13 protein-coding genes are annotated in these 13,333 nt (G+C 59.0%); 9 read left to right on the top strand and 4 right to left on the bottom strand.

Annotation, left to right across the window (positions count from 1 at the left end; translation table 11 throughout):
- Nucleotides 1-29 precede the first annotated feature (29 nt).
- From BMZ91_RS14995 to BMZ91_RS14980, 4 genes are read left to right on the top strand one after another with little or no spacing between them, the layout of a single operon-like run.
- Nucleotides 30-1,331 (top strand): flagellar hook protein FlgE, encoded by a 1,302-nt coding sequence (locus tag BMZ91_RS14995; RefSeq protein ID WP_245736405.1) that lies wholly within the window; start codon nt 30-32, stop codon nt 1,329-1,331.
- A 38-nt stretch (nt 1,332-1,369) separates the two neighbouring features.
- On the top strand, nt 1,370-2,818 hold the full coding sequence (gene flgK / locus BMZ91_RS14990) for a flagellar hook-associated protein FlgK (protein WP_092840684.1): 1,449 nt from the start codon (nt 1,370-1,372) through the stop codon (nt 2,816-2,818).
- Between the two features lie 26 nt (nt 2,819-2,844).
- Nucleotides 2,845-3,831, top strand: a complete 987-nt coding sequence (locus BMZ91_RS14985) for a flagellin (protein WP_245736403.1) — start codon at nt 2,845-2,847, stop codon at nt 3,829-3,831.
- Entirely contained in the window at nt 3,828-4,940 is a 1,113-nt protein-coding gene (locus BMZ91_RS14980; RefSeq protein ID WP_092840680.1) for a flagellar basal body P-ring protein FlgI, read from the top strand. Before BMZ91_RS14985 ends, BMZ91_RS14980 begins: the two co-directional genes overlap by 4 nt.
- A 227-nt stretch (nt 4,941-5,167) precedes the next feature.
- Here BMZ91_RS14980 and fliP read toward each other — a convergent pair whose 3' ends face one another.
- The 4 genes from fliP to fliF are packed head-to-tail and all read right to left on the bottom strand — an operon-like array spanning nt 5,168 to nt 8,416.
- Nucleotides 5,168-5,905 carry a flagellar type III secretion system pore protein FliP gene (fliP, locus tag BMZ91_RS14975; RefSeq protein WP_092840678.1) on the bottom strand — a complete coding sequence of 246 codons (738 nt, stop codon included), beginning with the start codon at nt 5,903-5,905 and terminating at the stop codon, nt 5,168-5,170.
- Nucleotides 5,902-6,204: a FliM/FliN family flagellar motor switch protein gene (locus tag BMZ91_RS14970; RefSeq protein ID WP_092840676.1), complete on the bottom strand. Its 303-nt coding sequence runs from the start codon at nt 6,202-6,204 to the stop codon at nt 5,902-5,904. Before BMZ91_RS14970 ends, fliP begins: the two co-directional genes overlap by 4 nt.
- On the bottom strand, nt 6,201-6,788 hold the full coding sequence (locus tag BMZ91_RS14965) for a FliH/SctL family protein (RefSeq protein WP_092840674.1): 588 nt from the start codon (nt 6,786-6,788) through the stop codon (nt 6,201-6,203). The genes BMZ91_RS14970 and BMZ91_RS14965 overlap by 4 nt, the downstream gene beginning before the upstream one ends.
- A complete protein-coding gene (gene fliF / locus BMZ91_RS14960; RefSeq protein WP_092840672.1) occupies nt 6,788-8,416 on the bottom strand; it encodes a flagellar basal-body MS-ring/collar protein FliF in 1,629 nt (542 codons plus the stop codon). The genes BMZ91_RS14965 and fliF overlap by 1 nt, the downstream gene beginning before the upstream one ends.
- Nucleotides 8,417-8,541: 125 nt before the next feature.
- Here fliF and BMZ91_RS14955 point away from each other — a divergent pair, with 125 nt between their 5' ends.
- From BMZ91_RS14955 to BMZ91_RS14935, 5 genes are all read left to right on the top strand, one after another.
- Nucleotides 8,542-9,048 (top strand): flagellar basal body-associated FliL family protein, encoded by a 507-nt coding sequence (locus BMZ91_RS14955; RefSeq protein ID WP_092840670.1) that lies wholly within the window; start codon nt 8,542-8,544, stop codon nt 9,046-9,048.
- An 11-nt stretch (nt 9,049-9,059) separates the two neighbouring features.
- On the top strand, nt 9,060-9,449 hold the full coding sequence (locus tag BMZ91_RS14950; protein ID WP_092840668.1) for a hypothetical protein: 390 nt from the start codon (nt 9,060-9,062) through the stop codon (nt 9,447-9,449).
- Nucleotides 9,446-10,051 (top strand): MotE family protein, encoded by a 606-nt coding sequence (locus BMZ91_RS14945; RefSeq protein WP_092840666.1) that lies wholly within the window; start codon nt 9,446-9,448, stop codon nt 10,049-10,051. Before BMZ91_RS14950 ends, BMZ91_RS14945 begins: the two co-directional genes overlap by 4 nt.
- A 71-nt stretch (nt 10,052-10,122) precedes the next feature.
- Nucleotides 10,123-10,992, top strand: coding sequence for a flagellar motor stator protein MotA (motA, locus tag BMZ91_RS14940; RefSeq protein ID WP_092840664.1), 870 nt, complete (start codon nt 10,123-10,125; stop codon nt 10,990-10,992).
- The gene (locus tag BMZ91_RS14935; RefSeq protein ID WP_092840662.1) at nt 10,989-13,307 is read left to right on the top strand and encodes a hypothetical protein; all 2,319 of its coding nucleotides are present in this window, start codon (nt 10,989-10,991) and stop codon (nt 13,305-13,307) included. The genes motA and BMZ91_RS14935 overlap by 4 nt, the downstream gene beginning before the upstream one ends.
- The last annotated feature ends 26 nt before the right edge of the window (nt 13,308-13,333 follow it).

The following is a 13,333-nucleotide window of genomic DNA, read 5'->3' as shown; positions in this document are numbered from 1 at the left end:
TTTGGTCGATGCAGCAGAAAGGCGTATCCATGACTATTTCATCCTCTCTCAATGCCGGTGTGGCGGGGCTCAACGCGAATGCCACGCGGCTTGCCGCGATTTCCGACAATATCGCAAACTCGGCCACCTTTGGATATCGAAGGGTCGAGGCGAATTTTGAATCACTTGTCATTTCGTCAAACGGCGGCAGCTATGCGGCCGGCGGTGTACGGTCATCCACGCAACGCCTTGTCGACAACGGTGGCTCGCTCGTCAGCACATCCAATCCGACCGACCTTGCGGTTCGCGGTCGCGGATTTATTCCGGTTGCCTCGGCGACCGAGGTTGCCGTCGGCACTGGTGACCCGCAAATGATGCTAACCACAACCGGATCGTTCCGCACGGACGCAAACGGCCTGCTTGTGACCGAATCCGGTCTCGTTCTGATGGGCTGGCCGGCCAACCCGGATGGCACCGTGCCGGAATTTCCACGCGATACCAGCGGCGGCCTCGAACCGGTCCGAATTAACGTCAATCAACTGACAGGTGAGCCGACGACATCCGTCAATCTTGGCATTAACCTTCCCGCGACAGAAACCTCGTTTGATGCGCCCGGTGAAACACAACAGCTCTCGGTGGAATATTTCGACAATCTCGGGATATCCGAGACAATCGGGATCACCTTTACCCCAACTATCCCCGTCACGGGATCATCGAATGAATGGACCGTGAGCCTCACAGATTCGGCGCAGGACAACGCCCTGATTGGTGAGTACCGAGTTACCTTTGATGACGCCCGCGCAACCGGTGGCACGCTTTTTGATGTGGCGACTCTGTCGGGCGGGCCCTATGATCCAGCCACCGGTCGGGTCATCGTGGACGTCGACGGCGGACCGATCGAGATCAATATCGGTCGGCTCGGTACGTCAGACGGGCTGACTCAGCTTTCCAATAGCTTCGCGCCGCTGTCGATCTCCAAGGATGGCTCGCCCGTGGGCAACATGACCTCGGCACAGGTGGATGAAAACGGCTTTGTTCGTGCCTCGTTTGATACCGGGGTCACACGCGTTATCTATCAGGTGCCACTTGTCGACCTGCCCAATCCCAACGGCCTTGTCGCCATGGATCAGCAAACCTATCTGCCCTCGCCAGAAAGCGGATCGTTCTTCTTGTGGAATGCCGGTGACGGGCCGACCGGTGACATTGTGTCCTTCGCACGCGAGGAATCGGCCACCGATGTGGCCCGCGAATTGACCGATATGATTCAGACCCAGCGGGCCTATTCGTCGAACGCCAAGGTGATCCAGACCGTCGATGAGATGTTGCAGGAAACCACCAACATCAAACGCTAAGGCCCAGCGCAATCACCAGTTAAAGGAAAGGGACCGACATGACGATTTCAGGAGCCCTGTCAAACGCTCTCAGTGGCTTGAATGCCAGCTCTCGCACGGCCGACGTCGTGTCGGCTAACCTCGCCAATGTGCTCACCGAAGGCTACGCTGTGCGCGACATCAGTCTCGCATCGCAACCCGACGGGCGCGGCGTGTCTGTTGTGGGCATTACCCGGCATGTGGACAACGCCCTTTTGGGTGATCGCCGACTTGCCGATAGTGCCCTGGCGGCAGCGGAAACCCGCACCAACTTCGCCGCTCAGATCGAGCGAGCCTTGGGAACGCCGGGCGACCCAGGAGCGTTAAGCACGAATCTCGCCACGTTTGAGGCCGACCTTGTCACCGCAAGCACGCGCCCGGAAGAGTCAAACCGCCTCCAAACTGTGGTTCAGGATGCCACCCGCCTCGCCGAAAGTCTGAATTCTATTTCCGATGAGATCGAAGGCCTGCGCAGCCGCGCCGACACCGATATCGCCCGCACCGTGGACAGCATCAACACCGGCCTTGAACAGGTCAGCACGTTGAATATTCAAATCACCGAAGCCCTGTTCAATGGCCGCGCCACAGCCCCGCTTGAGGATCAGCGCCAACAGATCATTGACGGGCTATCAGAATTTTTGCCGTTGCGGCAATTGCCACGGGATCACGGCGCCGTCGCCCTTGTCACCACCGGTGGCGCTCTGCTGCTTGATGGTCTTCCGGCAAAGCTTGAATTCGAACCCTCGGCGATTGTGGCGCCGCATATGACGCTGGAGAACGGGCTTTTGTCCGGAATCCAGATCAATGGCAACAACGTCAACATCGGTGGTGACCGCGGGCCCCTCGCCGGTGGCCAACTGGCCGCGCTTTTCGATGTACGCGACACCCTCGCGGTCGAGGCGCAAAGCGGCGTCGATGCCGTGGCGCGCGATATCGTCGAACGCTTTCAACAGGCCGGCCTCGACCCAAGCCTTGCGCCTGGCGCGCCGGGTCTCTTCACCGACGCAGGCGCCACATTTGACCCGGCCAATGAAGTCGGACTTGCCGGTCGGATCAAACTGAACACTGCGGTTGATCCGGACCAGGGGGGCGCCCTGTTTCGTCTGCGTGATGGTCTTGGCGCGACTGCACCCGGCCCTGCGGGCAACGGTGCCCTGCTGCAATCGTTCAGCGCTGTGTTGGGCGAAAACCGCGCGCTTTCATCGGATGCGCTTGGACCGACCGCGCGTTCTGCCGCCGGTCAGATCGCAACGCTGGTTTCACAAGCCGCGCAAGACCGGCTGTCTGAGGAACAGACACTGAGCTTTGCCACCACTCAGGCCAGCGAATTGCGCAGCCTCGAACTGGCAGATGGCGTCGATAGCGACGCCGAACTACAGCGTCTTTTGCTGGTCGAACAGGCCTTTTCCGCGAACGCCCGCATGCTCCAGACGATCGACGACATGATGCAAACACTTTTGGGGATTTGACCATGAATTTGCGAAGTATAGGTGATATGGCCCAAGCATTTGCTTTGAACCGCCAAAGCGTTAACCTAAAACAACAGATGGACCGCCTCACGGTGGAGCTTACCAGCGGGCAAGCGGCTGACCTGACACAACATCTTTCGGGAAATCTTCTTCACCTGGCGGATGTCGAGCACGCTTTGGTCCTTCAGGACAGCCATCGCACCGCTGCGCGCGAAGCGACCGTAGATGCCACCACGATGCAGACTTCGCTTGGCTTTATCCAGAGCCTTGCGAGCGATCTTGCAAACTCTGCTATCACGGTCGGCTTTGGCAGCGGCGGCGTACCACTCAGCACCCTGTCCACCGAAGCCAAAGGCACGCTTGGATCAATCATTGGCGCCCTCAACACAGATGTTGCCGGACGCGCGCTTTTCTCGGGATCCGCGACCGATAGCACCTCTCTTGCCCCGGCAGATCAGGTGCTTGACGAGGTGCGCACCGCAATAGTCGGCGCAACAAGTGCCGTGGCGGTGCTAAGCGAACTGGATACGTTTTTTGACACCCCCGGCGGCGCGTTCGAGACCTCGATTTATCAGGGCGGGTCAAGCGATCTTTCCGCGTACCAGTTGGGGGACGGCGAATCTGTGGCGCTTGATATTCGCGCCGACGATCCCGTGCTGCGCAACCTCATAAAGCAAACGGTACTTGCGGCGCTTGTCGACGACCCCGGCCTGGCCCTTGGAACCGAAGATCGCCGGGCGCTTGCCCGGAGCGCGAGCGAGGCCCTGTTGACACAGCAGGACGGGCTAACGGCGCTGCGCGCCGATTTGGGCGTTGCCGAGGCGCGGATTGACCAATCCTCAACCCGGATCGGGGCCGAGATCACGAGCCTGGAAATCGCGCGCAACGACCTTGTTTCAATCGACGTATTCGAAACCGCCGCAGATCTGGAACAAGTTCAGTTTCAACTTGAGACGCTTTACACGCTAACCGCGCGCGCATCGCGCCTGAACCTGGTAAATTTCCTGTCATGATTTTTAGAACGCTTGTCGCCGGTCTTGCCCTGGGCATGGGCCTTATGATTACCGTTGCAAACGCAAGCCCGATCCGGATCAAGGATCTTGTCGAGTTTGACGGCGTTCGGGGCAATGATCTTGTTGGCTACGGTCTTGTCGTCGGGCTGAATGGCACTGGCGACGGCATTCGCAATGCCCCGTTCACCGAGGAAATCATGTCGAACATTCTGGAACGTCTGGGCATCAACGTGTCTGGCGAACAGTTCCGTCCCAAGAATGTCGCCGCCGTTTTTGTTACCTCCGAGCTTCCGGCATTCGCGCGCGCGGGCGGACAGATTGATGTAACTGTCTCTGCGATCGGCGATGCCAAAAGCCTCTTGGGTGGGACCTTGATCATGACACCGCTCAATGCCGCCGATGGCCAGATCTATGCCGTGGCCCAAGGCACGATCATCGCGGGCGGTGTCGCCGCGCAGGGCGACGCAGGCGGCGTGGTGGAAGGTGTGCCAACCTCGGGCACGATCCCTTCAGGTGCCCGAATTGAACGCGAGATCGACTTTGAGCTTGCCACGCTCGATACGATCCGCCTTGCCCTGCGAGAGCCCGATTTTACCACCGCCGCACGAATAGAACGGGTCATCAACGGCGCCGTGGGGCGTGGTGTTGCCGCGATGCTCGATTCCGGCACCGTGCGGTTGAATATTGCCGGCATGCGCGCGGCCTCACCGGCGCATGCACTTGGCCGGATTGAAAACCTGCTTGTTGAACCCGAGCGCAAGGCCCGCGTGGTTGTGGATCAACGCTCTGGCACGATTGTCATGGGAGAGGATGTGCGCATCTCGCGGGTGGCCGTCTCGCAAGGCAACCTGACCCTGCGCATTCAGGAAACACCTTTGGCCGTGCAACCCAACCCGTTTGCCCGTGGCGAAACAGTGGTTGTGCCACGCACCGAGGCCACCATTCAGGAAGAACCCGGGATCGGCCTGGCCGAGGTGCGGCCGGGCACGTCTCTCTCAGAAGTGATTGCCGGTCTGAACGCGCTTGGGGTTGCCCCGCGCGACATGATCGACATCCTGAAAAGCATCAAGGCCGCAGGCGCCCTGCATGCCGAGTTTGTGGTGCGATAACGCCACGCGGGTTGTCCGCCCCGGCGCACAGCATGAAGCGCGCCGCGGGTGCGACGACATTAAGGGGTTCCAACACCGTAAGGGGCGAGGCTTAACAATGCTTCGCCCCTCTTTTCATGCCACGAGGCCTGCCAAAGGAAAACGGCGGGCCCTTTTTTTCAGAGCGCCGCCGTGTAGAGCACAAGAATTTGGGCCCCCGCTGTCGCTCAGCGGCGTAAGGCCAGGACCTACATATAGCCGCGCACCAGGCTTCCGGCGATCAGCGTCCAGCCGTCTGCGATGACAAAGAAGGCAAGCTTGAAGGGAAGCGACACAATCGCCGGCGGCACCATCATCATCCCCATCGACATGAGGATCGCCGCCACGACAAGGTCGATAATCAGGAACGGCATGAAAACCAGAAACCCGATCTGAAATGCACGGGCAATTTCCGACAGCATGAAGCTGGGCACCAAGACCGATAGCGGCGCTTCCGCTCCGATTGGAATCGTTGCCGCGTCGGGGCGCAACGCGGCCATGGCGGCAAAGGTATCGGGTTTCACACGCCCCGCCATGAACACCCGAAACGGCTCAATCGCACGCTCAATCGCGACCTCAAGTGAGAGCTGTTCTTGCAAAAGCGGATCAATACCCTCGGTCCAGGCCGCGATAAACACCGGCTCCATCACGAAATAGGTCAGAAACAATGCGAGGCTGACGATGAGCATATTGGGCGGCGATTGTTGCAGGCCGATGCCTTGGCGAAGGATCGACAACACCGTCACGATGAACGGAAAGCAGGTGATCATGATTGCAAGCCCCGGCGCAAGGCTCAGGACCGTGATCAGGGCAATCAGCTGGATCGTGCGTGCCGAAATCGAGGACTCATCCCCCAGGGAAATCGAGATTTCCTGCGCGGAGACGGGGGCCGCAACAAGCCAGAGCCCCGCCACCGCCAGAAGACCGACAAGAACGGCGCGGTTCATCCCAGACCGTCTTGCAGATTGGCCACTTCTGTCAGGCGAACGGCCAATTGGCCCTGTTGATCGCCATCAAGCTCTTCAAGTTGACCCCGGGCAATGAGCCGTTCCCCGACATAAAGCTCAACCGCGTCATCAACACGCCGGTCAAGCGGCAGAACGGCATCCTTGCCCAGTTTCAGAAGGTCGCGGATCAACGGCCGCGCCTTGCCGACCGAAATCGTGATTTCGATCGGAACCGACGAAAACGGGTTGGACAGATCATTGGCAGGCCTTTCGCTTTGACCCGGCGTTTCATCCTTCATGCTGTAGCCTTTCTGTTTTGTTCGAAAAATCCGGAGAGTGCGCGATCAATGCCCTGCAACACATCCTGAAGGTCGATTTGCTGCTCAGTTTCGCCAAAACGCAGGTAAACCTGCCCACCGGAAAGCGACGCATCTTCGGCCAGAGTGATCGGCAGATCCGGCATCTCTTCGGACAGGTTCTCCAGCAAGGTCATATCGCTTGGCGCGGCTGCGATTTCGACCTTTTGGCGCCCATGCTCACGCGCCATGTCATGCAGGATTTCAATCAGGCGCGGCGCCAGGGTCTCCTGGCCAAGGCGTGGCAGCACCGCGCCAATCATCTGTTCCAGAAGCGGGCGCAATGACTCCATGATTGCCGCATAGGCCTCTTCATAGGTGAAACTCAGATCCTGCAGGTTCTGGGAAAAATCGGCCGTGATCCGGCGCGACTCCTCGAGCTGGGATTTCACGGAATCATCCCACCCGGCCTGATAGCCTTTCTCAAAAGCTTCAAGCCTTTGTTCTTCCAGAAAAACATCCGTGATAGAGACCGGTGTTCCACGCGCATAGGCGCCGAAATCATCCAAAAGGTGAGCGATCGACATCACGCATTCTCCTCTTCGCCTTCAAGCCAGTTGCGTAGAATTTCGACGGTTTCATCCTGTCGCTGACCGATCAGATTTCGCAAGCGCGCAACCGGATCTTCGCTGCTGCGGTCGAGTGCGGCCAGATCGCCCGCCTCCGCCGTACCGCGTCCGCGATCCGAGACGAGGGATAGCGCGGCTTCGTCGAACTCACCGTCGTCAATTTCCCCGGTAAGCGGGGTCAGATCGGCACTTGCGCCCTCGGCGGGGGCGGAACTGGGCGCGGCGGCGATCTGCGCCGGGGCTTGCCCCACCGGTCGCGCCAGAATCGGGCGCACCACAAAAAGACCCAGGACAAGCGCAACCACCGCCAGGACCAGCGCCTGAATGAGAGACATCGCATCAATCACCAGACGATCCAAAAGCCCGGCCTTGGCCGCGGTACCGCCTGGTTCGAGCGGCTCAAACTGCATTGTCTTGAGAGTGATCACATCGCCGCGCTCTTCGTCATAGCCCACCGCCGACGAGACAAGCTCGCGCAGGGCGGCCAATTCTTCATCGGACCGGGGCACAAACGTCGTGACGCCGACATCATCCGTGGCTGTAATTTCATTGATCAGCACCGCAACGCTCAGACGCTTGATGGCGCCGGGCCCTTGGGTGATTTCGCGCTCGGTGCCGGACACCTCATAATTCACACGCTCACGGGTTTCACTATTTTCACTGGAAGACGCGCCCCCTTGCGCGCCGTCCCCATCAGGAAGGTTTGACGCCACGGTGACATCGCCGCCGCCCTCATCGGAGGACGTATTGCTGCGCTCTTCACTATCGGTGCTGATGGCCACCCGGCCTTCGGGATCAAACCGGCGCTCGCGGATCGATTCGGTCTTGGTAACCGTATCGACACTGACCACAACAACCGCATTCCCGTGCCCGACCCGCGCCTCAAGCAGGCGTTCAGCGCGCTGACGCAGGGCTTCGGCCCGGTCATCGGCGGTATTGCTCGGCGCTTCTTCGGTGGCACCGATCAAGCCACCGTCAGCGTCGATGATCGACACCTCTTCGGGGGTCAGCCCGGTCACCGCCGAGGCCACCAGAAATTGCAAGGCCCGGGCATGTTTAGGGGTGATCCCGCCGCCACTGGTTGTGATTGAAACAGAGGCCGACTGGCGGATATCGCGTTGAAACGGGTTCGAGCCGGTCGAAGAAATATGAACGCGGGCGTTGGAAATACCGGGGTGCGAGACGATGGTGCGCGCAAGTTCGCCTTCTTTGGCGCGCCAGTAGGCGGCATCGAACATCTGCGATGTGGTGCCAAAGCCGGATAATCCGTCAAGCAATTCATATCCCTTGGAGGACGAGCTTGGCAGCCCCTCACCCGCAAGGGTCATACGCAGTTCATCGCGCCGTGCCGAATCAACGAAAATCGCGCCGCCGCGCACCTCATAGGTCGCGCCACGCTGTTCCAGCGCCGCGACCACTTCGCCTGCGGCACTGCTTTCAAGACCCGCATAAAGCAGGGTCATACTGGGCTCTGACGCCATGCGTGCCAGGGCCAGCACCGTCCAGAACATGGCCGCAGTTGCGCCCACCACGATGATACGGCGACGATTATCAAGTGATTGCCAGAGCTGTACGATCTGCTGCAAATTCTTTGCCTCCTGGTCTGCGGCGTTCTGCCGTTCGCTGAAGTCATCTTTCGCTGATCAGGCTTAACAATCGGTTAGTTTCTGTCGGCCTATATTGGCTTTACCGAAACATACGGGAAAGCAGCATGGCAGAGCCGAAAGAGACAGAAGAGACCACAGGCAAAAAAACCTCGAAGCTGCCGCTGATTCTGGGGCTGGTATTGGCCCTGGTCGGCGGCGGCGGCGGGTTTTTCGCCGTTTATTCAGGGATGTTGCCCTTGGGCGACGGCCATGATGCTGCGGCGCTCGACACCGGCCACAAGGTGGACGCGCCCGAGATCGCAACGATGCCTGATGTGGCCTTTGTGCCCGTGGACCCATTGACGATCTCCATGGCCAATGACGGCGAAAAACATCACTTGCGCTTTCGCGCAGAACTTGAGGTGAAGACCTCGCACAAGGCCGAAGTCGAACAGTTGATGCCAAGGGTAGTGGATGTGCTCAACAACTATCTGCGCGCCCTTAATCTGGCAGATATCGAGGACAATACCGCCCTTGTGCGACTGCGCGCACAGATGCTGCGCCGGGTTCAGATTGTAACGGGTGGTGAGCGGGTGAATGACCTGCTGATCATGGAATTTGTACTAAACTGAGGACAGAAATTATGGAACTGATCGCAGATATCCTGCTGGTCGCAGGCGCAGTCGGGGCCGGGTTTTATTGCTTTATCCTGGCGCGTCGTCTTAGCCGCTTCAACGATCTTGAAACCGGCATGGGGGGGGCGGTGGCCGTGCTATCGGCCCAGGTTGATGACCTGACCAAAACCCTTCGCGCGGCGCAATCAACCGCCAACGAATCGACCCGGTCGCTTGAGGCATTGACCGAGCGTGCGGAAGGCGTGGCCAAACGGCTCGAACTTCTGATGGCATCCATGCACGATCTGCCGGAACCTACCCGGCATGTACAGCCTGCGCCCCAAGCGCCGCAGCCAGACCCTGTTTCCGGGCCGGTGTTCAAACGACATCAGGAAATGTCAGATGAGCTGGCACGATGAAGACCTCAAAGAAGAAACCAGGCCGCAAGCGGCGCGCACCGGGGCGTGGCGCCCTCTTCATGATCACCACTCTTTTGCTGGGTTCAGCGGTGATTCGATTGGGCGATGGCGCCGGTCACGCCTTTGCACGGGCCTCATCTGCGCAAGACGAGGCGAGCGCCACGCATGCCACTTCTCAATCCTGTGAAACACCTGAGGATCTTCAATTGATGCTGACCGCGTTCCAGGACCGCGAGGCGCGCCTGCAAGAACGCGAACTTGCATTGCGCGATCGCATGCAGGCCCTGCGCGTGGCCGATCAGGAAATCGAGCGCAAAATGGCGGCCCTCACCACCGCCGAAGAAGAGCTACGCCAGACGCTCGCCCTTGCCGACACCGCAGCCGAGGATGATCTGACACGGCTTACCAAAGTATATGAAAACATGAAGCCAAAGCAGGCAGCAGCCCTGTTCGAGGAAATGGACCCCCATTTCGCAGCAGGATTTCTTGCCCGCATGCGCCCCGAAATCGCCGCCGCCGTCATGGCGGGCCTTAGTCCGGGCGCCGCCCATACCTTTAGTGTGGTTCTGGCCGGTCGAAATGCGAATGTTCCAAGCGAATAAATCGCAAAAACTCAGGGTTTCTTAACCCGGCACTGTCAGATTTATCACAACAATTGGTGGCGGAGAAAACTATGGTTGGTATCATTGGCATTGTGGTCATTTTCGTCATGGTCTTTGGCGGATACCTGGCCGCCGGGGGCAAGCTTGGCATCATCCTCAAGGCATTGCCTTTCGAGTTGATGATGATCGGCGGCGCAGCCATTGGGGCCTTTTTGATAAGCAACGATGGACCGGCCATCAAACATACGATCAAAGATCTCAGCAAGGTGTTCAAAGGCCCGAAATGGAAACCCTCCGATTACCGCGATCTGCTCTGCCTGTTGTTTGAGCTCATTCGTCTGGGCCGCCAGAATCCGGTGGCCATCGAAGAACATATCGAGGCGCCCGATGAATCGTCGATTTTCGGTAAGTACCCGAAAATTCTGACCGACAAAGAGGCCATCGCACTTATCAGTGATACGTTGCGTTCGGCGTCAATGAACTATGACGATCCCCATCAGGTAGAGGAAGTTCTGGAAAAGCGGATGGAAGCAAGCCAACATCATGCTCAGCATTCCAGCCACGCGTTACAGACCATGGCCGATGGCCTGCCCGCCCTCGGGATTGTGGCGGCCGTGCTTGGGGTTATCAAAACGATGGCCGCAATCGACCAGCCGCCGGAAATTCTGGGGAAAATGATCGGCGGCGCGCTTGTCGGCACATTTCTGGGCGTCTTTCTGTCCTACGGTCTGGTTGGCCCATTCGCCGCCAAGGTCAAGGATGTCGTCGACGAGGACGCGCAGTTTTACAAACTCATCCGCGAGGTTCTGGTCGCCAATCTGTACAATCACGCAACCAACATCTGTATTGAGGTGGGTCGCCAAAACACGCCGCAACACAATCGGCCAAGTTTCAACGATCTGGAAGAGGCGCTTAAAAGCGTCAAAAAGGATGCCGCATGATCGCCCGCACCCTGAGTTTTCTTCTATTCGTCGCCTTTGCGCAATCTGCCTATGCTCAAACCGTCTCAATACGCTCTGGGGCTCATGACGGCTTTACGCGGCTCGTCCTCAATCTGCCGGAGCGGCTTGAGTGGGTGATTGAAAGCACTGAAAGCGGTGCGTCAGTGGCCTTCCCGAAAAGCAACGTGGCGTTCGACACAAGCAAAGTCTTCAACAGGGTGACGCGCGACCGGCTTGAAGATATCTCGGCCCCAACTGGCGCCGCGCGGCTGGACTTAAAGTTTGGCTGCAATTGCACACTTCGACCGTTCTGGAATGACCGGACAATGCTTGTTCTGGATCTTGCAGAGAATGCGACAACGCCCGCTCCTATGACTCCGTCAAACCGGTCATTGACGATTCCGCAGGCAAGCGTTGCGGGAACATTCAAGGTGAATCCGGAAACGGCATCTGCGGCCGCCGCGATGATGGTTGCGCAGCACGATTCTGGGCTTGGCACGCACCACAATGGCGATACAGCACATGGCCCGAGGAACGCCGCGGCCCAAGCCACGCCCCCTCCAAACGCAAATCTCCCCCGGATGCAGGCCGAATTGCTCAACAATCTGGCGCGTGCCGCAACGCAGGGGCTTTTGACTCCAAAGCGTGCAACGCGCCCTCGCCAGAGCCCCGCCCCTGAGGGCGCCGCGCATGACCTGGCGCAGGTGCCTGCGAAAGCGGTCGCCCCTGAACCGCAACACGAGACGCCCTCGGCCTTACCGGCAAATCTCAATCTGCACGCGCAATCCAGCATCGACCGGGAAATCCGCGCCCATATCGAGGGTAATTTTTCGCTGTCCGGACATCCGGCCTGTATTGCAGACGATTTGATCGCCCTTCCCGGCTGGGGGGACGAAACCCCATTCCATCAACAGATCGGCGCGTTAAGCGGGCGCCTTTTGGGCGAGTTTGACACCCCGGATGTGACCGTCGCCCTGGACCTGGCCCGCCTTTATGCCTATTTCGGGTTCGGGCACGAAACCAGGCAGATCCTCGGCCTTGTCGAAATAGATGCCCCACATAAGGATGTTCTTTCTGAAATGGCGGTCATTCTTGATGACGGCCATGCGCCGCAAGGGTCTTTGTTTGCCGGTCAACTGGGGTGCAAGACTGCGGCGGCACTCTGGTCGGCGCTGTCCTACGAGACGTTGCCAAACGACAGCGCGATCGACCTTAAGGCAATTCAACGCAACTTTGCCGCCCTGCCACGGCACCTGCGACTTTACCTCGGGCCGCTTCTGGCGCGCAGACTGACACGCGCCGGGCACGTTGAAAGTGCCGACCAGATATTGCGGATGATTGACCGCAACCAACCGGAAAAAACCGCTGGCGCGAGCATGGCACGGGCCGAATTGGCCGAGGCCAAGGGCAACCCAAAAGAGGCGACGAGCGAACTTGAAACTGTCGCACAAAGCAATGCGGAACCCTCTGCTGATGCGGTCTTGAAACTCATCAATAAGCGGCTCGCCGCGAAACAGGAAATCTCATTCGACCTTGCCCAGCTGGCCGGGGCCTATGCCCAGGAAAACCGTGGTGCCAAATTGGGTCAAAACCTTGCACGTGCCTATATCTCTGCTTTGGCAGCCTCCGGGGCGTTTGATCAGTCCTTTAGAGAATTTGATCGTCTCTCATCCGATCTCGCCCCTGACAGCCATGATATGATCCAGCAAACCCTGATAGAATACCTGACAGACAACGCGGATGACCTTGCGTTTTTGCGTCATACGCTTGCAGGTCATGCAAGGCACGCCGGGAACCTTGCACCTGAAATTGCCGCTGCGGTTGCAAAACGCCTTCTGGACAACGGCTTTGAGACTGCTGCACTGGAATTTGTTTCGGCGCCGACACCTGGCCCGGAGGGCCGCTCTCACCGGTTAATCCGAGCGGAAATTGCCTTGGCACAGAACCAGCCCCGCCAGGCAGAGGTCGAATTGATCGGCCTAGACGGGCCAGAGGCCGATGCGCTTCGCGCGCAGGCGCTCGAACTGGCAGGCGAACATCGCGCTGCATCAGAATACTTCAAGGCCAGCAATCAACCGGACAAGGCCCAAAACGCCGCCTGGCTGGCCGAAGATTGGGAGCAGGTCAGCACCTCGGAGGATCCGCTCCTACAGAACGTAGCGCGCATGATGCAGGGGGACGAAACCGAATCCGAGTCAATAGCAACCGGAGTTTTGGCCCAGAGCCGTCGCTTGCTGGAGGACAGCGCAAAGGCGCGCGCCATTCTTGGCAATCTTCTGGTGGCAAAACCCGGACCGCAGGCGCCCGAGAGCTAAACAATCTGATTCACGGTTACCAAATT

This window comes from Roseovarius lutimaris, from assembly GCF_900115165.1.
Lineage (GTDB): Bacteria > Pseudomonadota > Alphaproteobacteria > Rhodobacterales > Rhodobacteraceae > Roseovarius > Roseovarius lutimaris.
The sequence above is the reverse complement of the archived record's forward strand: the minus strand, read 5'-3'. Positions and strand labels throughout refer to the sequence as shown.

Coding starts and splice junctions, on each gene's coding strand:
- motA (WP_092840664.1), top strand. CDS start 10,123: ATGGTTGGTATCATTGGCATTGTGGTCATTTTCGTCATGGTCTTTGGC.
- fliP (WP_092840678.1), bottom strand. CDS start 5,905: ATGAACCGCGCCGTTCTTGTCGGTCTTCTGGCGGTGGCGGGGCTCTGG.
- BMZ91_RS14945 (WP_092840666.1), top strand. CDS start 9,446: ATGAAGACCTCAAAGAAGAAACCAGGCCGCAAGCGGCGCGCACCGGGG.
- BMZ91_RS14995 (WP_245736405.1), top strand. CDS start 30: ATGACTATTTCATCCTCTCTCAATGCCGGTGTGGCGGGGCTCAACGCG.
- BMZ91_RS14950 (WP_092840668.1), top strand. CDS start 9,060: ATGGAACTGATCGCAGATATCCTGCTGGTCGCAGGCGCAGTCGGGGCC.
- BMZ91_RS14985 (WP_245736403.1), top strand. CDS start 2,845: ATGGCCCAAGCATTTGCTTTGAACCGCCAAAGCGTTAACCTAAAACAA.
- BMZ91_RS14970 (WP_092840676.1), bottom strand. CDS start 6,204: ATGAAGGATGAAACGCCGGGTCAAAGCGAAAGGCCTGCCAATGATCTG.
- flgK (WP_092840684.1), top strand. CDS start 1,370: ATGACGATTTCAGGAGCCCTGTCAAACGCTCTCAGTGGCTTGAATGCC.
- BMZ91_RS14955 (WP_092840670.1), top strand. CDS start 8,542: ATGGCAGAGCCGAAAGAGACAGAAGAGACCACAGGCAAAAAAACCTCG.
- BMZ91_RS14980 (WP_092840680.1), top strand. CDS start 3,828: ATGATTTTTAGAACGCTTGTCGCCGGTCTTGCCCTGGGCATGGGCCTT.
- BMZ91_RS14965 (WP_092840674.1), bottom strand. CDS start 6,788: ATGTCGATCGCTCACCTTTTGGATGATTTCGGCGCCTATGCGCGTGGA.
- BMZ91_RS14935 (WP_092840662.1), top strand. CDS start 10,989: ATGATCGCCCGCACCCTGAGTTTTCTTCTATTCGTCGCCTTTGCGCAA.